General features: G+C 55.5%; 19 protein-coding genes. 12 read left to right on the top strand and 7 right to left on the bottom strand.

All coding sequences use genetic code 11. The annotated features are described in order from the left end of the window. Positions 1-98 precede the first annotated feature (98 nt). Positions 99-1,298: a 2-isopropylmalate synthase gene (locus GSQ86_RS17960; protein WP_158751319.1), complete on the bottom strand. Its 1,200-nt coding sequence runs from the start codon at positions 1,296-1,298 to the stop codon at positions 99-101. Between the two features lie 129 nt (positions 1,299-1,427). Here GSQ86_RS17960 and GSQ86_RS17955 point away from each other — a divergent pair, with 129 nt between their 5' ends. Both GSQ86_RS17955 and GSQ86_RS17950 read left to right on the top strand, forming a co-directional pair. Then, complete coding sequence (locus tag GSQ86_RS17955; protein ID WP_158751317.1) at positions 1,428-2,372, top strand: LysR family transcriptional regulator; 945 nt, start codon at positions 1,428-1,430, stop codon at positions 2,370-2,372. 128 nt (positions 2,373-2,500) lie between these two features. Next, positions 2,501-3,100: an acyloxyacyl hydrolase gene (locus GSQ86_RS17950; RefSeq protein ID WP_158751315.1), complete on the top strand. Its 600-nt coding sequence runs from the start codon at positions 2,501-2,503 to the stop codon at positions 3,098-3,100. 75 nt (positions 3,101-3,175) lie between these two features. Here GSQ86_RS17950 and GSQ86_RS17945 read toward each other — a convergent pair whose 3' ends face one another. The 3 genes from GSQ86_RS17945 to GSQ86_RS17935 all read right to left on the bottom strand — a co-directional run bounded on the left by GSQ86_RS17945 (position 3,176) and on the right by GSQ86_RS17935 (position 6,769). Next, positions 3,176-3,736: an outer membrane beta-barrel protein gene (locus tag GSQ86_RS17945; protein ID WP_158751313.1), complete on the bottom strand. Its 561-nt coding sequence runs from the start codon at positions 3,734-3,736 to the stop codon at positions 3,176-3,178. A 77-nt stretch (positions 3,737-3,813) separates the two neighbouring features. Then, positions 3,814-5,607 carry a hypothetical protein gene (locus GSQ86_RS17940; protein ID WP_158751311.1) on the bottom strand — a complete coding sequence of 598 codons (1,794 nt, stop codon included), beginning with the start codon at positions 5,605-5,607 and terminating at the stop codon, positions 3,814-3,816. Positions 5,608-5,692: 85 nt separating this feature from the next. Beyond that, positions 5,693-6,769 carry an energy transducer TonB gene (locus GSQ86_RS17935; protein ID WP_158751309.1) on the bottom strand — a complete coding sequence of 359 codons (1,077 nt, stop codon included), beginning with the start codon at positions 6,767-6,769 and terminating at the stop codon, positions 5,693-5,695. A 463-nt stretch (positions 6,770-7,232) separates the two neighbouring features. Here GSQ86_RS17935 and galE point away from each other — a divergent pair, with 463 nt between their 5' ends. Further along, positions 7,233-8,201, top strand: a complete 969-nt coding sequence (gene galE / locus GSQ86_RS17930; RefSeq protein ID WP_158751307.1) for a UDP-glucose 4-epimerase GalE — start codon at positions 7,233-7,235, stop codon at positions 8,199-8,201. 73 nt (positions 8,202-8,274) lie between these two features. Here galE and GSQ86_RS17925 read toward each other — a convergent pair whose 3' ends face one another. Then, entirely contained in the window at positions 8,275-9,069 is a 795-nt protein-coding gene (locus GSQ86_RS17925; RefSeq protein WP_158751305.1) for a hypothetical protein, read from the bottom strand. Between the two features lie 197 nt (positions 9,070-9,266). Here GSQ86_RS17925 and acs point away from each other — a divergent pair, with 197 nt between their 5' ends. Next, the gene (gene acs, locus GSQ86_RS17920) at positions 9,267-11,234 is read left to right on the top strand and encodes an acetate--CoA ligase (protein ID WP_158751304.1); all 1,968 of its coding nucleotides are present in this window, start codon (positions 9,267-9,269) and stop codon (positions 11,232-11,234) included. A 49-nt stretch (positions 11,235-11,283) separates the two neighbouring features. On the opposite strand, the gene GSQ86_RS17915 is transcribed toward acs, so the two are convergent. Then, complete coding sequence (locus tag GSQ86_RS17915; protein WP_158751303.1) at positions 11,284-11,835, bottom strand: DUF4440 domain-containing protein; 552 nt, start codon at positions 11,833-11,835, stop codon at positions 11,284-11,286. Positions 11,836-11,897: 62 nt separating this feature from the next. Between GSQ86_RS17915 and GSQ86_RS17910 the strand changes: the two genes are divergently transcribed. Beyond that, a complete protein-coding gene (locus GSQ86_RS17910; protein WP_158751302.1) occupies positions 11,898-13,307 on the top strand; it encodes a dicarboxylate/amino acid:cation symporter in 1,410 nt (469 codons plus the stop codon). Positions 13,308-13,322: 15 nt separating this feature from the next. On the opposite strand, the gene GSQ86_RS17905 is transcribed toward GSQ86_RS17910, so the two are convergent. After that, positions 13,323-13,673 carry a hypothetical protein gene (locus GSQ86_RS17905; protein WP_158751300.1) on the bottom strand — a complete coding sequence of 117 codons (351 nt, stop codon included), beginning with the start codon at positions 13,671-13,673 and terminating at the stop codon, positions 13,323-13,325. A gap of 179 nt (positions 13,674-13,852) precedes the next feature. Here GSQ86_RS17905 and dxs point away from each other — a divergent pair, with 179 nt between their 5' ends. The 7 genes from dxs to GSQ86_RS23160 all read left to right on the top strand — a co-directional run. Continuing rightward, positions 13,853-15,748 carry a 1-deoxy-D-xylulose-5-phosphate synthase gene (gene dxs / locus GSQ86_RS17900; RefSeq protein WP_158751299.1) on the top strand — a complete coding sequence of 632 codons (1,896 nt, stop codon included), beginning with the start codon at positions 13,853-13,855 and terminating at the stop codon, positions 15,746-15,748. A 33-nt stretch (positions 15,749-15,781) separates the two neighbouring features. Further along, positions 15,782-16,312 (top strand): DUF2127 domain-containing protein, encoded by a 531-nt coding sequence (locus GSQ86_RS17895; RefSeq protein WP_158751297.1) that lies wholly within the window; start codon positions 15,782-15,784, stop codon positions 16,310-16,312. 359 nt (positions 16,313-16,671) lie between these two features. Beyond that, entirely contained in the window at positions 16,672-17,112 is a 441-nt protein-coding gene (locus GSQ86_RS17890; RefSeq protein ID WP_158751295.1) for a division/cell wall cluster transcriptional repressor MraZ, read from the top strand. Between the two features lie 38 nt (positions 17,113-17,150). Next, positions 17,151-18,077: a 16S rRNA (cytosine(1402)-N(4))-methyltransferase RsmH gene (gene rsmH / locus GSQ86_RS17885; protein ID WP_158751293.1), complete on the top strand. Its 927-nt coding sequence runs from the start codon at positions 17,151-17,153 to the stop codon at positions 18,075-18,077. 154 nt (positions 18,078-18,231) lie between these two features. After that, the gene (locus tag GSQ86_RS17880; RefSeq protein ID WP_158751291.1) at positions 18,232-18,744 is read left to right on the top strand and encodes a cell division protein FtsL; all 513 of its coding nucleotides are present in this window, start codon (positions 18,232-18,234) and stop codon (positions 18,742-18,744) included. 30 nt (positions 18,745-18,774) lie between these two features. Continuing rightward, positions 18,775-21,144: a penicillin-binding transpeptidase domain-containing protein gene (locus GSQ86_RS17875; protein ID WP_371720674.1), complete on the top strand. Its 2,370-nt coding sequence runs from the start codon at positions 18,775-18,777 to the stop codon at positions 21,142-21,144. 57 nt (positions 21,145-21,201) lie between these two features. Next, positions 21,202-21,469: Mur ligase domain-containing protein (locus GSQ86_RS23160; protein WP_254062469.1), on the top strand; the 268-nt coding region annotated here is incomplete at its 3' end.

The raw sequence follows: 21,469 nt of genomic DNA, 5'->3' as shown, positions 1-21,469 counted from the left end.
CGGTGCTTCTACTTTTCCCTATCTCTCTGCTAGCGATGCAATCACAGTCATTGTTTATCTTCAGCGCAGCGAAGTCGGAGGATCTTGCGTTCGCCTTCTCAACTGGCTTCGCTGACTGGCTCAGCGGAGATCAGATCATGATGGCGCTTGTGGTGTGCGACAAGGTTGATCAGATCCTGGTCATAGACAGACTTCTTTTTATCGGCCAGTTCTGTGAATGCGCGGTAGGCTGCGTCGAGATCGGAAGCTTCCAGGTGATACCCAAGATCGACAAGACGTGAGCGCAATGCGTGGCGGCCCGAATGCTTACCGAGCACCATGCGGTTTGCCGGAACGCCGACAGAAGCAGGCGTCATGATCTCGTAAGTCAGTGGATTCGACAGCACGCCATGCTGATGGATGCCCGCCTCATGCGCGAAGGCATTGCTGCCGACGATTGCCTTGTTGGGCGAAGGGGCGAAGCTGATGACTTGCGCCAGGCGCTGGCTGGTAGGATACAGCTGATCGAGCTTGAGATTGTGCTCGACTGGATATTTGTCGCGGCGCACGCTGAGAGCGGCTGCAATCTCTTCGATAGCTGCATTGCCGGCGCGCTCACCGATGCCGTTGATAGTACATTCCACCTGACGCGCACCGCCTTCGATAGCTCCCAGGGAATTGGCGACGGCCAGACCCAGATCGTTGTGACAGTGCGAGGAGAAGATGACCTTATCCGCACCTGGAACTCGCTCGCGGACAGTGCGGAACATGGCAGCGTACTCATTAGGCGTGGCGTAACCGACCGTGTCCGGCATATTGATGGTCGTGGCTCCGGCTTCAATGGCCACGGAGACGATCTTGCAGAGAAAATCGATATCGGTGCGGGTTGAATCTTCGGGCGAAAACTCCACGTCATCGACGTAAGTGCGTGCGAGCGCTACGGATTGTGCCGCCTGTTCGAGCGCTGCTTCGCGGCTGATCTTCAGTTTGTACTCTAGGTGAATATCAGAGCTGGCGAGAAAGATATGAATGCGCGAATGCTCTGCGTGCTCAAGAGAAGCGGCGGCCCGTTCGATATCTTCGCGCCGGGCGCGTGCGAGCGAGGCGATACGCGGCTTGCGAATCTCTTTGGATACGGCCTGAATGGCGGCGAAATCGCCGTCGGAGGAAATCGCGAAGCCGGCCTCAAGAATGTCTACGCCCAGGTCTTCAAGCGCATGAGCCATCCAGACCTTTTCGTCGTGCGTCATGCTGCAGCCGGGCGATTGCTCACCATCGCGAAGGGTCGTATCGAAAAACAGAACTCGGTCCTGTGCCATATCGGGGCCAACCTCGAATGAAGCTAGTTTCTCAAAAGATAAGACATAATTCAAATTTCTAATTTCTTGATTTATTATAAATTTTAGTTATGATGCTAGAAACCGGCCTCTTCTAGCTCTTTCATCCTTATGGAATTATCCCAACTTGAAACTTTTCTGACCGTAGTGAAGGAGCGCAGCTTTTCTCGTGCTGCTGTCCGACTGCATCGCACGCAGCCTGCGGTGAGCCAGGTGATTCGGAAGCTTGAGGATGAATTTGGCGAACCGCTTTTTGAGCGGGCCTCGCGTGACGGAACCCTGACAGCAGCTGGCGAGGTGTTGCGCGAGTACGCGGAACGCCTTTTGAATCTGCGGAATGAGGCTACCAGCGCGCTCGAAGAAGTGCGGTCGCTCGAGCGGGGACGGCTGACACTGGCGGCGAATGAGTATACCTGCTTGTACCTGCTGCCGGTGCTGGATGAATTTCGGCGGCAATGCCCGCAAATTTCTATCCTGGTGCAGCGGTCGTTAGCGAGCCGAATTCCTGACGATGTACAGCGACGTACGGTGGAGCTTGGCATTGTTTCTTTCAAGCCGGAGGATGAGCAACTCGATGCGATCGCTGTCTATTCGGATGAATTGACGTTCGTAGTGCACCCGAAGCATGTGCTGGCACGTGAGAAAAAGGTACGCATCCGCGATCTTGGCGCGGAAAATTTCATTGCGCACAATGTCACATCGCCACGCCGGAAGCTGGTCGAGGAATCGTTTGCAAAGCACAAGACACCGCTCAATATTGGCGTGGAACTGCCCAGCCTGGAGGCGATCAAACGCTTCGTCGCCAGCGGCAATGGCGTGGCTCTGGTGCCGGCGTTATCCGTGCAGACGGAAGTGGCGCGCGGCGAGCTGGTAACGGTGGCTGTTCCGGAACTGGATTGCGCGCGGCATCTATGGCTCGTCTATCGCAGGCATGGAACATTGTCATATGCGGCGCTGGCCTTAATGCGGGTGGTTCGCTCACTGGCTGCGGACCGCGGTAGGCCGTTTCTGTATGACGAGAAGAACGTTGGCGCGTCTAAAGACGTGAAACGGTAGCTGTGCAAATGGCCTCCGGCAGGTACAATGACGAGGTGGGCTTTCGAGTCCATTCAAAATTTTAATTTGACGAGCCCGAGAGGCGTTGTGCCTGCGGAGCTTTTAGCAGGCGAGAGGTTCACGAACGGATGAAGAAGATTTTGTTGTCTTTAGCGTTGCTGTCATTTTCGACAGTGGCTGGGTTTGCACAGGAAAGTAGACAGGATGTCAGCTTGAGCCTCGCAGGCTTGATTCCTCCACACGTAGTTGGCAACACGGTGCAGCAGGACGCCACCATCGGCATATGGGGTGCGCTGGGCAGCTACCGTTATATGCTGACACCGCGCAGTGGGCTTGAGGCGAATTACCAGTACAACCAGGACGTGCAGAAGTATGTGACCAGCTTCAACTCCATTCGCATTCACACTCGCATGCAGGAAGTCTCAGCCGCATATGTTTATAACTTCAGTTTCAGGAATTTTAATCCGTTCGTCGAGGCTGGTGTGGGTGGTTACATCTTTTCACCTATCAAGGACCAGAAAACGACCGATCTAGACGCCAAACAGAGCACTGACGTAGGTGGGTTTTACGGCGGTGGGATCGCTTATGAGCTGAGCCCGAGCTGGGATATTCGAGTGGAGTATCGCGGGATCGTGGTGAAGGCTCCGAATTTCGGGCTTACTGACTACCGCACGAATCGGTATTACAACATCAATAATCCGACGATTGGTGTGGCCTACCACTTCTAATCGCTTAGGTTTGTAGAAAGAAAAAGCCCCGGAGCAATACTCCGGGGCTTTTTCTTATGCTTAATTCCTTGCAATTTAGAAGAGGTGGTATGAAACGCCAGCGCTGAAACCGTTTGGCGTGAGTCCGCGGCTTGGCCTTGGGTATGTGAACGCAAGGCCAGGCGCGGCGGGCCAGGTCTGATATTCGTAGTCACCCCGTACGGCCCAGTGATGATTTAGGTGGTACTCTACCGTGCCTCCGGGGACGTAGGCGAAATAACTACCAGTACCAATCTTATTGGGATAGGTAATAAAGCCACCGCCCATCAAGAATTTAGCATAGAAACTAAACTTATGATAGCGGTAAAGGCGGTAACGGGGACCGATCAAGTAATTCTGTTCTGTCTCGCCAGATGGTTGGTTGAAGTTCAACCACCTGGCTTCCCCTTCAATGCCGAGATTTTTCAGGAAAATTCCATCTAAATCGCCAACAACCGCTATACCTTGCAGCCGAGTATGACCCCAGTCAGGACTAAAATTGGAGTATTCTGCGCCGAAGGAGAGACCCTGTCCGCCGCCTTCGGTGGCTGTAGCCACTTGGGCAGTCAAAGACATAGGAAGAAGCAGAAGTACAAAACCAGCGAGTTTTTTTAACACGTTGCGATCTCCAAAATAAGCGATCTGCCAAGAAATTCATGAAGCTATTGCAATTTTTATTTACCTTTGCTCATACCCTACTGAGGGTTTTGTTGCGGCTGTGCCTGGGGTTGAGCATTGTTATTGTCTGGTGCCGGAGCATTGTTATCTGCCGCTGGCGGCTGCGCCTGTCCAGTTTGAGGAGCGTTTGCAGGAACTGCAGATGCCGCCGCAGCAGGCGCCTGATAGCGCTGCAGCCGGAAATAGACCGGCGATAATTCGAGTGGCATCTTGTCACCCGGATTCAGGATCTGATCGGCACGCAAATTCAACGCATATACCCGATCGTTCCAGGGATCTATGCGCAAGTGGCTGCCGATGGGCAAGGCAGCGCGATCCTGGGCCACATCTTCGATGTTCAGCTTTGGTCCATGATTAAGGAAGCCAGCCATCCACGGTGTTCCATCCGCCTTGAGCAGGGAATCGCCTAAACGGGGTGTCACCAGGGCGGGCAACGATTTAGCGCGAACTGCGAGTTGCTGATAAAAGAGGCTGACGGTGGCGTTTTTATCGTGATAAATGGAGCCATTGAACAGGTCCATCCCCCTTTTGGCCGCTGCTTCGTTGTCAGCTGGGGTGTGATTCATCTCAATGCGTTCCAATGTCGCCTCGTCAGGAAAGAGCAGACGGTCATTGAAGGCGTATCGCGTGTCAATATGGTGTCCGAGCACAATGTGCGCCAGCTGAAAGCTCAATACAGCAGCCAAATCCTCTTCCTGCGGCAGCACATCAACCAGCCCTTTGCTCAGCAGAATGGTATTGCCGATAGCCAGCGATTCGAGCGGGGTAGTCATCATGACGCGGCAATGAATATCGCCGGGAAGGTTGAGCTTGTTGCCGATGATGATGTTGTTCGTAACTTGCTCGAGCACTTTGTCGAAGTCGCTGGGCGGCGCCAGCAGGCCAGCCTGCACGAGACGGTCGAGAACGTTCGATTCCGCTTGTGAAACCCACTCACGCCTGGCTGCCAATGGACTGACATCCTGAGAGTTTTCGCTTTGGTCCTGAGCGTTCTCGATTGTCATCGATTCCGCATCTGATTCCCGGGTGGGAAGCTTGAGAGAGTAACCCCAGAAATGGGACTGGGCGCGGAAACCGCCATTTTTCTTGCCCGTGCCGCCCTTCGATTCTTCTACATAGATTGCTGCAGGTAGCCAGATGTCCGGCTGTACATTCAGACGCCAGCTATCAAAGTGGTAATAGCGCGTCACGTCATCGTTCGGATTGCTGCTGTAAGTACCGTTGAAGCGAACAATGTTGCCGTCCTGATCCTCAATCCAGATACGCCCGAAGAATCGGCCAGCCCCGGTTTTTGGCTTGGGACGCACATCGAAAACGAGGGTGCGGATGCTGCCCAGGAACTCGCGGCGGACATACACGAAATCGTAATGCTGCATGTCGAAGCTGACCGGATCGAGGAACATCATGTCCATGAATCCAGTGGGCGAATAACTGAGGTTGAAGCTCTTGGTCAGACCGCTGACATATTTGAACGAGCCTTTAAAGAAGCCGTGGGAAGCTGACTTTTCCTCGTAGCCCTTATTACTGAAGGTCTTGCCGAAATCCACGCGACCGAGCATATATTGGTCCGATTCCGGAACAGAATAAAGCTTTGGGTCAGGTCGCATGTTCTGGATGTAGGTCTGCACGACTGGCGTATGCGACTCGATTGCCTTTACGGTTACTTTTTCCTGAGCGATCGCTTTCTGAATCAATGCGGTCTGCTCGGGAGTGAGAGGAACCGGGGGCGTGAATTTTGGCGTCTTCGCCTGGGCGGTCAAAATCGCCAAAGAAACCGATAAACCGGTCATCCATAACTTGCGAAAGGGCATTTCCTGACTCCTGTGTTCTTTCTCTCGTGTGCTTTGAAACAACAAAATCAAAATTAGATTCAGTCAAACTTCTCTTGTCGACAGCTCAAGCAAGCTGAAAACTGATATGAATTACGCTTACCTGGTCGACCGCCGCTCCATTCTTCGTGGCGGGCTTAAAACGAATTCGTTCGGCTGCCAGTTTAGCCTGCTCATCCAGCCCGTGTCCCAGTCCCTGAACGACTTTCAGCACTTCAACCTGGCCAGAAGCAGTGAAACGGACTTCGAGGGTGACATCCCCCTCAATCTTGAGCTGTTTTGCTTCCTGAGTGTATTGCGGAAGTGGCTTGTTTACGACCACGATCGGCGTGGAAGCCGGTTCTTTGACCTTTGCGACTGGCTGACTGGAGCCGCTGCCTGTCGTCTGGCCGAAACCGCCCGCCGCCACCGCCGCAGTTCCGTGGCTGCCGGGCGCGCCCGTTCCGCCTACGACGCCGTTGCTGAATCCGGCTGAGGCGACTGTGCCATGGTCTTTGCCGCCCGGGACGCCGTTGGCGACTCCGGAACCGAAAGCTGTACCTTGAACACTGCCCTGCCGGGCAGCGCCAGCACCCTGGGCAGCGCCAGGCGCAGCCCCAAAAGCACCGACCGCCGCGATATTTGCTGGACGGCTGGCGCTGGGATTGGGCGTTACGCCTACGGGGTCGCCGAATCCGCCAGTTTTCAGGGATGGTGCGGAAGTATTGTTGGCGACCGCTGTCGGTGTCGCGCTCTTGAACAGGCCTACCTTCGGCTGCGGCGGCGGAGCAACTGCCTTTGGTGGTGCAGCGACTACAGGATGCACGTCGGGGGTCGGAATTTTCACCGCAACCGGTTTGGGTGGTTCAGGCTGAGGCTTGGGGATAGAGATCTTCGGGGGCTGGTCGATCTTCGGCGGAGGAGGAATGACCTTCACCTTGGGGGCAGGCGGAATGTATGGCTTGGGCTGTTCCACCGGGAAAACGAGCTGCGTAGCTTCGTAGCGGCGCACTTTCTCCTTATGCACCTGGGCCATGGTAAGCAGAATCAGGATCGCACCTGCCACGCCATTCACAATTGCGCTGATGCCGAAAGACCCAAGGCGTCCCTTAGGCTCTGGAAGGAGGCCAAAGGTGGATTGATTTAGCGGATCGTTACTTGCCATAGAGTCAGTAGATCAAAATATCCGGGTAAATTTGATATCGCATTATTAAAGACGCAATTTATAGCGACTGCGCACCGCGTTTGTTTTCGTTCGGTGAGGATTACGTACCTGTTCGGTGCCAAAAATGCACTTTTCAAGCTGCTCCCGAATTAATGTAGCAAGATGGCTTCCAAATGTGCTCGATTGATAGTGATCGTACGATATTCCTGCAAAAGCGCAGAAAGGTCGAACTACTATCCTCTTTCATGCATGTTACAAAAGTAATGATTTTGGTAACATCCCCCTTAATTCCATTGAGGCGGGGAGAACCGCGTAAGTATTACCGCAGAAAGCGGTTGCGTCTGTGTAAATTTGTTTGTCAGACCTTCTCCACCATAATGTTCGACTGCCAAAGAGCCCGCTTCGGTTGCCTCAGTCCCTGCAATGGAAATAGCTATAATTCAAAGCGATACGAGGAGATAACGTGAGACTTTTGGTTACGGGCGGGGCTGGCTATATCGGCGGCACGGTCGCAAATCTTCTGCTGGACAACGGTCACGAAGTCACAATTTACGACAACCTCTGCCATGGACACAGATCCATGGTCCCCGAGCGAGCTGAATTCGTGGAGGGAGATATCGCTGACCGTTCCAAATTGGAACAGCTCTTTTCTTCCAGGAAATTTGACGGAGTGATGCACTTTGCCGCTCTCATTGAGGCCGGCGAGAGCATGAAGAAGCCGGAACTTTATTTTCGCAACAACTCATCGTCCACGCTTGTATTGCTGGAAGCGATGCTGGCGAAAAGCATCAACCGGCTGGTTTTTTCATCGACGGCGGCCGTTTATGGAGAGCCGGAATCGACACCTATTCGGGAAGATGCGCCGCTACGCCCGACGAATGCCTATGGGGAATCGAAGCTGCTGGTCGAGCAGATGCTGACGTGGATGAACCGTGTGCATGGCTTCCGTTATGCCAGCCTACGATATTTCAACGTAGCTGGCGCTATTGAGGGACGAGGCGAAGCGCACGAGCCGGAATCTCATCTCATTCCGCTGATTCTGGATGTAGCACTCGGAAAACGCAAAAATATAAAGATTTACGGCCGAGATTATCCGACGCCGGACGGAACATGCATTCGGGATTACATCCATGTGCAGGACCTGGCACAGGCGCATCTGCTGGCATTTGAGGCGCTTGCCGAACGAAACCGGTTGATTTACAACATTGGCAACGGTCAGGGCTTTTCCATTCTGGAAGTGATTGAATCGGCGCGCCGCGTCACCGGGCATCCGATTCCGGTGGAAGAGACGGAGCGGCGTTCGGGCGATCCGGCTGTATTGATTGCGAGTTCACAGAAGATCGAAAGCGAACTCGGCTGGAAGCCCTCGTTTGCCAGGCTTGACGACATTGTGGCGAGCGCATGGAAATGGCATCAGCTGCGTTATCAGTAGCGGTCACGACCGAGAGGACTCTTTAGCGGTAGTTTTCCAGCGACCGCTCAAAGAAGAGTGTCATCGCACTCAGCTATGGATTATGCAGTGTGACCGGACTTCCTTCAGACTGTTGATCTGTCGGGGAACGCATGTCCTTAATGGCGTATCCCTGCGGAGGCTGGAAAGTCGCGGGCTGGGTAGACACCAACTTCAACTCCGAGACAGAAAAAATCTGCGTGCCGTGACGGGGGTCGACACGTTTGACCAGCAGATTGATTCCCAGCTGAGGTGAGTACCAGAACTCCTTGGTGACAGACAGCGGTTGGGAATTGCCGATCGTACCCTGATTGAGAGTAAGAGTTTCCCGTGTCCCGACAACTTCCACGCCGTCCAGTGTGTTTTTACCCAGATCTTCGCGGGTCAGGTTGCCCTGGTGGCTAGGCAACTCGCCGGGCTGGGGAAGGTGAAAATCCGCTGGTACATAGTAGTCACGCAGAGAGCATGTATGCGCGGATGGGAAGCAAATATAGAGTTCATGCTGATTTGGATCGCTGAAGTCGAGTTCAGAGATGGGAGAGGTTTTCTGGTCGCCGCCAGGTACTAGCAGCCTCCGCTCCTGAAAGACGCGTCCACTGCTATCGCGCGCGACCTGTCGATGATTTGAAATGGTAATCGTGCCGCCGTCCTCAAGCTTCCGTATCCATTCGGCACTTACCGTCGCAGTAAAAGGAGCATTGGCGACGGGCGGGATGTCGATATTATTGATTCGCTCAAATGTACCTCCATCTGGGGCGTGCGGAGCATCCTGAGGAGCTTGCTGTCCGGCCGCGAGGGAGGATGCAAACACTGCCTGCAGAAGCACTACGAGGAGGGCGACTCGTTTCATTGTGCGATCCCTTAAGAACACAGCTAAAATAGCACGATTTTTCTTGGCACGAGGCTACAAATGGCACCATGTATACCTGTCTATACAGAAAAGCCCTTGCCACTTCCAGTAGCCAGCCTTTAACGTGATTGCGGGAGAAGAATTGTTTTTTCTTCGTTCTCAATCTCCTTCGAGCCCAAAGAGGTACAGCTAGAAGCATGTCTTTAACGACCGCAAGCCATGATCCCCATCTTGATTCCACGCTACGCGAAAACCGTGTCTTTCCTCCGCCTGCCGAATTTGCCGCTAAAGCGCATGTCAAAAACCTCGCCGAGTATGAAGAGATTTACCGGCGATCTGTAGAAGATCCGGAGAGTTTCTGGGCGGATGCTGCACGAGAGTTGCACTGGTTCAAACCGTGGGACAAGGTGCTGGAGTGGAATGAGCCATGGGCAAAGTGGTTTGTCGGCGGGAAGACAAATCTCTGCTACAACTGCGTCGATCGGCACGCGCTGGGCGACAAGCGAGATAAGGTCGCGATTGTCTGGGAAGGCGAGCCAGGAGAGATCCGTAGATTGACTTTTGGCGATCTGCACGGCGAAGTGCAGCGCTTTGCCAATGTGCTGAAGGGCCTGGGCATCAAGAAGGGCGACCGGGTTGCTGTCTACATGGGCATGACGCCAGAGCTTGCAATTGCAGTGCTGGCCTGCGCACGTATTGGCGCGGTGCATTCAGTGATCTTTGGCGGTTTTGCGGCGCATGCGATCGTTGACCGCGTGAACGATGCGGAATGCGTAGCGATTCTGACGCAGGATACGGCGTATCGCCGCGGTAACGAAGTGAAGCTCAAGGCGACGGTCGATGAGGCTGTTGGGCAATGTCCGACAGTGAAGGACGTTGTGGTATATCAGCGGTCGGGATCGCCAGTAAACATGCAGGCCGGACGCGACTACTGGTGGCATGAACTGATGGCGAAAGCTGCTCCGGATTGCCCGGCTGAAGAGCTGGACTCTGAAGATCCGCTTTACATTCTTTACACCTCGGGAACAACAGGCAAGCCGAAAGGCCTGGTGCATACCACTGGCGGCTATTCGGTGCAGACGTACCTTACCAGCAAGTACATCTTCGATCTGCGCGAAGATGATATGTACTGGTGCTCGGCGGATATTGGCTGGGTGACGGGACATTCTTACGTTGTGTATGGCGTGTTGCAGAATGGCGTGACAACGCTGATGTATGAGGGCGCTCCGAATTTTCCGGAGATGGATCGCTTCTGGAAGATTATTGACGATCACAAGGTCACGATTTTCTATACGGCACCGACGGCAATCCGTGCCTTTATAAAATGGGGCGAGAAATATCTGGAAAAGTACAAGCTCGATTCGCTGCGGTTGCTGGGGACAGTGGGCGAGCCGATCAATCCTGAGGCGTGGATGTGGTATCGCGATAAGGTCGGCAAAGGGCGCTGTCCGATTGTCGATACGTGGTGGCAGACGGAGACGGGCGCCATCATGATTGCGCCGATTCCGGGTGCAGTGCCGACAAAGCCGGGTTCAGCGACGCGACCTTTCTTTGGAATTGTGCCTGAAGTAGTTACAAAAGAAGGCCAGCCGGTTCCGGCAGGACATGGCGGGTTGCTGGTGATTCGCAAGCCGTGGCCTTCAATGGCGCGAACGATCTACAACAACCCGGAGCGCTACGTGAAGGGTTATTGGTCGGAGATTCCGGGATCGTACTTCACCGGTGACGGCGCGCGCGTGGATGAGGATGGCTGCTACTGGCTGATGGGGCGCGTCGATGACGTGCTCAATGTGAGTGGTCATCGTCTTGGCACGATGGAAGTGGAGTCGGCGCTGGTGGCTCACTCCAAGGTTGCCGAAGCCGCGGTGGTGGGACGTCCGGACGAGATGAAGGGGCAGGCGATTGCTGCGTTTGTCACGCTCGAGAGCGGCTATGAGCCATCAAAAGAATTGAAAGACGAGCTGCGTGCCTGGGTGGCCAAGGAGATTGGAGCGCTTGCGCGTCCTGATGACATTCGCTTTACCGAACAGCTGCCGAAGACGCGGTCGGGCAAAATCATGCGGCGGTTACTGCGCGAACTGGCAGCAGGCGGGGATATCAAAGGAGATATTTCGACGCTGGAAGACTTCAACGTGATCGCCAAACTGCGCGAGCAGGATGAGTAGTTCAGGTTTACAAGATTCGTAAGCCCGGCTTTTTTGTCGGACTTATTTTTTAGGGCACCTTGCAGCAATCGCCTGCTGAGGGCGGCTCTTCGCTGCTGGAGTCGAGCGTGACTTTCCATTTTCCATCGGACTGTTTCTTCCAGATAGTCAAATAGCGGCCACTGGTGACGACGGCGTTGCCGTTTTTATCTTTGGAATGGCCTTCATAATGTCCCCAGGTGTAGCCCATGTCGCCTGCGGCAGACATCTCGCCGCCCTGCGGCGTCCAGGTCAATTGATATTCTTCCGGGCTCCACGTGGTTTGCGCTGCGATGGCAGCGTGGCCCATCACTGGCGCCTGCTTGTTGCCGAGTGTTACGGCATCATCGGCGAACCACGAGGCGAAGGCTTTGCCGCCAGCCTTTGCCGTATCTGCCGCAAACTGGGCCTCAAGCTGAAAGAGAAAAGCCACGCCGGGCGAGATGCCGGGATTCGTCAAAGCGCTCGACATGTTGGCAGATGGCGAAGGTTTCGCCAGCGGGTCGAGTTGCAGTTGCTGAGCGGATGCAGAGACGCAGAGAATCAGGCTGGCAAGTGAAACAGGCAGGGCAACGAATCGCATTTCCGAACCTCTCGAAACTGTCTGGCTTTATGCTAGCAGTGCCATATGGTTGAAATGAACCCATGACATCTTCAGCAAAGATAAAGCGCAGCAGCTGGCTTGGCATGGCCGGCGCAGTTCTCTACGTCGTCGGAATTGCGCTGCATGCTTCTCATGTTGGGCTGTGGCTACGTCTGCTCGGGCTGATTGTATTCACGGTTTTTGCGTTCAGGCGGAGATCGCTTACGGCATGGATCATCTGGGGGATGCTGGCCGGCGTGGAGTTTGGGCTGGATCTGCCGAGTGCGGCCTTAGAGGCGCGTGTTTTCAGCGATATTTTTCTGCGCCTGATCAAGGCGATCGTTGCGCCGCTGATTCTGGGAACGCTTATCACCGGGATTGCGGGACACGGTGAAATGCGTAGCGTCGGCAGACTTGGGCTGAAGTCGCTGATCTATTTTGAGGTGTTGACGACGGTCGCGCTGGTGATCGGGCTGGTATCGATCAATGTATCGAAAGCGGGAGTCGGACTGGATGCGGTGCAAAACGCGCCGATCCACGGGCACGCTGAGATGCGTATGGAGACTGGGCCGCCGCACGATACCGGGCTTTCATGGCAGCAATTTCTGCTGCACGTATTTCCGGAGAATATCGCGAAATCGGTCGCAGAGGATCAGATTCTGCAGGTTGCGGTTTTTGCGCTGATCTTTGGCCTTGCACTCGCACGGTTGAAGGAAGAGCAGCGTGCGCCATTGTTGCGCATAGCCGAATCGCTGACGCAGACGATGTTCGCCTTTACCAACATTGTGATGTACTACGCGCCGATCGGCGTGGGCGCGGCTCTGGCTTACACGGTGGCGCATGGCGGGCTGGGCGTGATGGCGAGCCTGGCGAAGCTACTGGTGACGCTCTATGTCGCGCTAATCGCGTTTGCATTGCTGGCAATGCTGCCTGCGCTGCTGATTGCGCGCATTCCGCTGCGCGGATTTCTGGCTGCTATTGCCGAGCCTGCCACCATCGCTTTTGCTACCAGCACCTCAGAAGCTGCGCTGCCGCGCGCGATGGAGGCAATGGAGGCCTTTGGCGTGCCGCGCAGGATCGTCGGTTTCGTGATTCCGACGGGATACAGCTTCAATCTTGCCGGGTCGGCGCTTTATCTGGCCATTGCTTCAGTGTTCGTGGCACAGGCAGGCGGCATGCATCTGGGCTGGAAGCAGCAGATATTCATGCTGGCTGTATTGATGCTGACAAGCAAGGGCGTTGCCGGGGTGCCGCGTGCCGTGCTGGTGGTGCTGCTGGCTACTTCGTCGGTCTTTCATCTGCCGGAGGAGCCAATTTTTCTCATTCTTGGAATTGACGCGTTGATGGATATGGGGCGGACCACGGTGAACGTGGTGGGAAACTGCCTTGCTTCTGCCGTGGTGGCGCGCTGGGAGGGCGAGTTTCGCAAAGAGACGCCGCCAAAGGAAGCATTACGGGCACTGGTGGAGTAGCCGGCTCCTGCGGGCTTATTCGCAGATGTCTCGAATGCGGCCGGCATATTCCAGCGGATTCGCGGAGAGCTCGAAGCAGACCGAAACGTGGCCGCCGGTCAGAGCAATTACCAGCTGATAAAAGTTTCCGTAACGTACGACGACAAACTGAGCTCCGCCGCAGTCCACGTTGCCGCGTTGCCGGATGAGTGTGAGAAGCGTGGGGTTCACGAAGAGCTCTTCGTAGCGATCCGACTCGTTCGAAGAGGCCCCAGCAATCTCATCCCGCTGGCGGGAAACGAGGTGATCGTCGCGATAAAGTGCAGCGTAACGCACAGACTCTGATACGTCGAAAATCTGGTCCAGAAGGGCTTGAGATTCACTCATCGAATGGCCGGTCTCCCACGGGTGCTATGCACGATTCATATAAATGTTATACTTAGCTTTCAGAGGAATGACCTTCGCTCTGCTGTACAAGGCCCTTCAGGGGGTCTTTTTTTGATGGCTCAAAAGGAGCAACTGGTCGCGCGCATCTGAGTCTATAAAGACGGGCGCTTTATCACTGAATGGGACATTTACTCGACACCATCCAATCGCCGGCTGATATCAAGAAGCTTTCCGTTGCAGAACTGGAATCGCTGGCGCAGGAAATCCGCGAAACTCTGATCCAGTCGCTATCGAAAACCGGGGGCCACCTTGGGCCAAATCTCGGTGTAGTAGAGCTGACGCTGGCCATGCATTACGTCTTTGATACTCCGGCGGACAAGTTTGTTTTTGATGTCAGCCATCAGGCTTATATCCATAAGCTGCTGACAGGGCGTCGCGACCGCTTTGAGACGATAAGGCAGCCCGGCGGCCTGAACGGCTTCATGCTGCGCACCGAGAGTGAGCATGATATCTATGGCGCTGGACACGCCGGCACCGCTCTCTCTGCCGCTCTGGGTATGGCGGTAGCGCGTGATCTTGCAGGGGGCAAGGAGCACGTGGTTGCGCTGGCTGGTGATGCGGCTTTTACCAATGGCATCTCGTTTGAGGCGTTGAACAATATCGCGGACCAGACGAAGCGGCTGATCGTGGTTCTGAACGATAACGAATGGTCGATCGATCGCAATGTCGGCGCGATTGCGCGTTATCTGCACAAGATTGTTACCAACGAGCATGTGACTCATTTGCACGACAGCGCAGCGCGATTGCTGGAACGCCTGGGCAAGACCGGTAAAACAGCAGTGAGCGTCGTGCGGCGAGCCGAGGAAGCGGCGAAGGGCATGCTGTGGCCTTCGGTCTTCTTCGAAGAGTTTGGGCTTACGTATTACGGGCCGCTGGATGGGCACAATATCGGGCTGCTGATTGAGACATTTCAGTTTCTGAAGACGCAGGACCGCCCTGTGCTGCTGCATGCGATTACGCAAAAGGGTCGCGGTTTTCAACCGGCTCTCGACAAACAGAAGAAGTTTCACGGGCTCGGGCCATACGATCCTGAGACCGGCGAGACCAAGTCTGCAGGTCAGCCGACGTACTCAGAAGTCTTTGCGAATACGCTGGTCAAGCTGGCTGACAAGAATGAGAAGGTCGTCGCAATTACGGCAGCGATGCCGAACGGCACGGCGCTTGATCTCTTCCGTCCGCACCATCCGAATAGGTATTTCGATGTAGGCATCGCGGAAGAGCATGCGGTGATTTTCGCTGCCGGCATGGCGACGCGCGGTTATAGACCCTACTGCGCGATTTATTCGACATTTCTGCAGAGGGCTTTCGATCCCATCGTGCATGACGTATGCCTGCAGAACCTTCCGGTAGTCTTCTGCATGGACCGTGGCGGCCTGAGCGGCGATGACGGGGCGACGCACCACGGGCTCTTCGATATCAGCTATCTTCGCGGCATTCCGAACATCATCCACATGGTCCCGGCGAATGAAGATGAGCTAGCCGACATGCTCTTTACCGCCATGTTGCATGATGGACCGAGCGCGGTGCGTTATCCGCGTGGTACCGGACCCGGAACACCGGTGAAGGAGCAGTCCGCGGCATTGCCGATCGGTAAGGCCGAAGTCATTGCCGATGGCGACGACATTGCCATCTTTGGTCTGGGTGCGCTGCTACCGATGGCACAGGATCTGGCTGAGAGATTGGCAGGTCAGGGATACTCTGCGGCCGTGATCAATCCGCGCTTCGTCAAGCCGCTGGATCGGGAGATTCTGGCGCAATACGCCAAACGAGTGGGCGTCATCGTCACATTTGAGGATCATGTCTTGATGGGTGGCTTCGGCAGCGCCGTGATGGAGGCCCTGGGAGAGATGCAGCTGCAGGTTCCTGTTGTCCGCATCGGGTGGCCTGACCGCTTTATAGAGCACGGCAAGGTCGAGCAGTTGAGGGCACGCTACGGTCTAAGCGTCGAGGCGGCTCTTGAGAAGCTTGCCCCCTTTTTGAAGAGGATGCATCCCGCCAGAGCAGCGGTCCGTTAAAAGGCCGCATCGGAGTCTTTAGCAGACTCTAAGATGGGAACAGGATCCATTATCGCAGTGCAGAACGTTCAGACCGCATCGACCAAAAAAGTCCGTCACCATGATCGCTGGATCATAGTGATTGGCGGATTCAAGTTGCTCAAGGGTATTCTGTTCGTTCTGCTCGGCATCGGCGCCCTCAAGCTGTTACACCGTGATATCGCCGATATCCTCTCTCATTGGCTGATCGATATGCACTTCGATCCGGAGAGCAAATTCGTCAATTTGCTGCTGGATAAAGCTGCGCTGATCGACGCGCATAGAATGAAGCAGATTACGATTGCGATTTTTTGCTATGCGTGCCTGGATTTTATCGAGGGAACCGGCCTGGTGCTGGAAAAAACCTGGGCGGAGTATTTCACGCTGATTTTGACCGCATCGTTTCTGCCGTGGGAGTTTTTTGAAATCGTTCGACACCCCTCATGGGTCAAGGCCGGACTTGTTCTGGTGAATGTGCTGGTGGTAGCGTACCTGGTGTTTTATGTTCAGCGCCGGCTTCGTGAACGCAATGGAGTTTTCCATTAGGCGAAGATAGGGCGAAATTGCCTATCCTGCCCCGGCAAATATGGCAAGTATGGAAATATGGCCGGGAATCAAATTTGCAAACACTATCTGCGGTATGGGATGCGATCTCCCTGTACTAGATAATGGGCTTTGAGCATCGCCAAAATTTCAGGTCTTTTGCTCTTCATCTTTTCCGTGAATCTCCACAAGAAAACAACTTTTGACGGGTGCATCTACTGGTTTACGATGTCGGTGGAGCAAAGTAGTCAAAAATGGTCCATCGGGAGCGATTCTCGAAGATTTTTGATTTTTACTCCTGAATCGGACCCGTCAACCGATAAAGGCATTGACGGAATCCGGTCAGCAGGAAATGAGCGGCTATGTTTCGTGGAAACCATCCAGCGCGCGTTGATGAAAAGGGGAGGCTCAAGCTCCCGGCGGAGTTCAAGCGTCCGCTGACGGAGAACTACGGCTCGCTCTTTTACATCACCAGCAAGGATGGCAAGGTAGCCGAGATTTATCCGCTGAAAGAGTGGGAAAAGATTGAAGAAAAGCTCAAGGAGATACCGAGCTTTCATCCAGCAAAGAAGAAGCTGATGGACCGGATCAACTATTACGGCCAGACAGCAGAAATGGACGCGCAGGGCCGGCTGCTGCTGCCGCAGATTTTGCGGGAGACGGCGAATTTGATGACAGATGTGGTGGTTTTCGGCATGCAGAACTATCTGACCGTGGCCAACCATGAAGATTTCAAGCGGAATATGGACGAGAATCCGCTGACACCGGAAGACGAGCAGGCTTTGGCAGGATTTGGGCTTTAGTTTTTGGGGTTGTAACCAGGCCCCCAAGGGGGTAGCACATGACGGAACGTGAACGGCATGTGCCGGTTCTTTTACAAGATGCGATCCGATACCTGAATGTGCGGCCGGGCGGCACGTATGTGGATGCCACTCTCGGACTTGCTGGACATTCGACGGCAATTGCGCGACAGCTTGGCCCTCGGGGCAAGCTGATTGCGTTTGACCGCGATCCGGATGCGATGGCCATTGCGCGCAAGCGGCTCGATGATCTGCGCGAAGTGCTGGGACCGGCGATGCCGGAAGTCGTCCTGCACGATGTGGAGTTTTCACAGGCGGAGAAGCTGCTGGAGGCGGAGAGCCTGGACGGGCTGCTGGCGGATTTTGGCGTCAGCTCACTGCAGTTCGATGAGGCGCATAGAGGATTTAGTTTTCAGGCGGACGGCCCATTAGACATGAGGATGAATCCTCGCGTGGGCATGTCCGCCGAACAGGTGGTAAACCAGGTCGACGAAAAAGAGCTTGCCGATCTGATTTACGAATTCGGAGAGGAAAGGAGGTCGCGGAGAATCGCCAGAGCCATTGTCAGGGCCCGGCCGATCACGACAACGGCACAACTTGCCAAAGTCATATCGGCTGCGGCCCCGATAATGAAATCAGACCGCAGTCGACATGCTCTGCACCCTGCGACACGAACCTTTCAGGCCCTCCGAATTTACGTAAATGCCGAGTTGTCTGAGATCGAAGCGCTGCTGGATGCAGCGCCGAGGCTATTGAAGCCGGGAGGAAGGCTGGTGGTGATCAGCTTTCACTCTCTCGAAGACCGGCGAGCCAAAGATTCGCTGCGCGAAGGCGCGCGGCAAGGGATTTATGAGGTGTTGACGCGGAAGCCGGTGACGGCGGAAGCGGAGGAGACGGATCGCAATCCGAGGTCGCGCAGCGCGAAGCTGCGGGCAGCGGAAAAGAAGAAAGCTGGAAGGTTTTCATGAAGTGAAAGGATCGGGCCGGGGTCGTCCCACCGTAGTACAAGGCGAAAGTTGGCAAGACGACATTCAGTTCAATCCTTCCTCAGAAATAGCGGCTCTGGCCCGGTCGTTTGAGGAAGGCAAATAGGGAATAAGAAGCAGAAGTGGAGAAGACGAGATGGCAACACAGGTAATCGCAAGCAACGGAATGATGACGGCCTCGCGCAAGAGTGTGGAAGCGACGGCCGCTGAGCGGAACCTGTCCCTGTTTGCGCAGCAGCAGCGCGCGCGCCGGGGGCCGACACCTGAAGTCTTCTTTGCAAAGCGTTTTGATAACTCGCGGCTGGTGAAGGCCGCCGATCCGCAGCGCGTGCGCGAGATGCGAACGTTTGCCTGCGCGATGGCCATGCTCTTCGCCCTGGTGATGGTCTATGGCTGGCAGCACTTCAGCTCCATCGAATATGGCTACCGGGTGGAATCGGAGAAGCAGCAGGTGGTGCAGCTTGAAGAGCAGAACCGGCAGCTTCGCCTGACCGAAGCTCAGCTCGGCGATCCTGCCCGCATCGACCGCATGGCCAAACATCTGGGTCTGGATGCACCCCGTCCTGGACAGGTGGTTCGTCCGGATGCCAGCGTCGATCCAAATGGGCCTGTTTTGGCGCAGATGACGCCTGCTATGCCTCTTCGCTAAACTTGAATTTCTGCCGGAAGGTAGCGTGCGGTGAAGCGGTTCTCATTTCAGCCCCAAATCAATCCGGCATCGCAGAACACACAAGCGGCGCAAACGGGTGTCATTACCCCGATGCGCCGCTTGCGCGTGGTCTATGTGCTCGCGTTTTTTGCCCTGTGGGTGGGGGCGATCGGCATGCGGCTGGTATGGTTGCAGGTGATCCGGCACCACGAATTTGTGGAGCGCGCCGCCCGGCAGCAACAGCGAACATTTGAAGTAGCTCCGCGCCGCGGAGTGCTCTACGACCGGAACCTGCACGAGCTGGCGATGACCGTGCTGGCAGACTCGATTTATGCAGTGCCTTCGGAAATCGGGGATGCGCGGCCTGCGACGGCGGCGGCCCTGGCAAAGGTCGTCCATATCGACCCGACCGATTCCTTTACTTCAGAAAAGCAAATTCGGGCACGGTTCAACGCCTCAAAGAATTTTGCCTGGGTCTCACGCAAGCAGGACCCGGCGGTTATCGCTAAAGTAAAGGCGCTGAACCTGAAGGGCGTGTATGTCCAGAAGGAGTTCAAGCGTTTTTATCCTGATAACCAGCTTGCCTCCGAGGTGCTGGGCTATGTCGGCCTGGATGATAGCGGACTCGGCGGCCTGGAGCAAAACTTCGATGATGAGCTGCACGGTACGCCAGGTCGCATGTTGACGGCGCTCGATGCGCGCAGGCATGTGCTCGGCAGCGAGGAGCGCGAGCCGCTTCCGGGTGACAACCTGGTGCTGACGCTCGATGCGAATATCCAGTTCATGGCCGAGCAGGAGCTGGATCGCAATATGGAGCGCACCAAGTCGATCAACGGAACCATCGTCGTACAAGACCCGCATACCGGGCAAATTCTGGCGCTGGCGATTCGTCCTACATTCAATCCCAATGATTTTCGCCATGCAACGACTGACCTGCTGCGCGACCACGCGGTGAGCGATGTCTATGAGCCGGGCTCGACCTTCAAGCTGGTGGCCTATTCCGCCGCGCTTGAAGAAAAGGTCGCCACGCCCGACTCCAAGATCGCCACAGATGGCGGCAGAATCACAATCGCCGGGCGAACCACGCACGATGACAATGACGCCATTCGCTACGAAGCCCGCTTTGGAAATGTAATTTCAACGAGCCAGGCGCTGTGGGAGTCGAGCGACGTGGCTGCGATCAAGCTGGCGCTGCGCATGGGGCAAGATAAGTATTACCAATACATTCGTTCCTTCGGTTTTGGCCAGCGCTCGGGCATCGAGTTGCCCTCGGAAACGCGCGGCCTGCTCAAGCCTGTCAAGCGCTGGGAGCCGACTTCGATTGGCTCCATTCCTATGGGGCAGGAGATCGGCGTAACGCCGATCCAGCTCATCACCATGGTTTCCACCATTGCTAATGGGGGCGTATATCTGCCGCCGCACATTCTGATCAAAAGCACCGACCTGCGCAAGGGCGATCCGAAGCTGCAACCCATCTCGTTTCATCCGAATGGTGATCTGCCGAATCCGCTGCCGGACGGGGCGCACCGCGTGATTTCGACGATGACCTCGGCGGAGATGCGCAAGATGATGGAAGGCGTGGTGGAAAACGGCACAGGCCGCTTCGCGCAGCTCGATGGCTATAGCGCCGCTGGCAAGACGGGCACGGCGCAGAAGATCGACGTGCGCACGCACACCTATTCCAAGACAAAGTACGTTGCCTCTTTTGTGGGCTATGCTCCGGTGAACAATCCCGCGATCAGCATTGCCATTGTGATGGATTCGCCCGAAGCCGGCGGCCACCACGGCGCGCAGGCCAGCGCTCCTGCGTTTCATGATCTGGCGCAGCAGATTCTCGAATACCTTGGCGTGCCGCACGATCAGGATTTGAAGCCGCAACCGCTGATTGCGAAAGACCAGCAGCCGGTAGAGGACGACGACAGGCCCGCCGAAAGTGATGAAAATCTGAACTCGCTTTTTGCCGATGTGAATGATCTTCCGGCGGATGATCCGCTGCGCGCTCCACCGGTGACGGCACAGGCTGCTCCGGTAGCGAAGGATGCTGCACCTGTGCAAGTCGCGACGAATACACCTACACCACCTCTTCATGCGGCTGTAACTACTCCAGTAGCCGAGACGACACCACTGAAAAAGCTCTCCGATGATCCAGCTCCGCCGCCACCATCAATCTCTGCGACCGCGCCAGCTCCGGTCGTGAACGGATCGGTGGTAGTCAATGCGTCCAAACGTGTCGCAGTGCCTTCCTTTGTTGGGCAGTCTGTACGCCATGTGATTGAGCAGGCGGGCACAGCCGGACTCGGAGTGCAGGCACTGGGCTCGGGAATTGCACGTCAGCAGGCGCCCTCTGCCGGTACGATGGTGCCGATGGGTACAGAGATTGTGGTGCGCTTCACCCGCTGAAGCTAGAATCGATTTATTCCTATGCACATGGATGAGGTTTTGCGGGGAGTTCGTCTGGTGCGACGAGCTGGCCCCTTGGCGGACGTGACAGGCGTCGAATACGATTCGCGCAAAGTCGCGCAAGGCTCGCTATTTGTTGCCATGCAGGGCGGCACGGCGGATGGTAACAGGTTTATTCTCTCGGCTATCGAACGTGGCGCCCATGCCGTTGTCACGGATTCCGCGATGGCGTTTCAGGAAATTGCTGCGGGCTCACCTGATATTGCTGTTGCTGAGGTCGCGCACGGTAGACGCGCGCTGGCAGAGATCTCTGCGAACTACTTTG

The sequence above is a fragment of the Acidobacterium sp. S8 genome (assembly GCF_009765985.1).
In the GTDB taxonomy this organism is placed as follows: Bacteria; Acidobacteriota; Terriglobia; order Terriglobales; family Acidobacteriaceae; genus Alloacidobacterium.
This window is presented reverse-complemented; position numbering and strand designations above follow the sequence as displayed.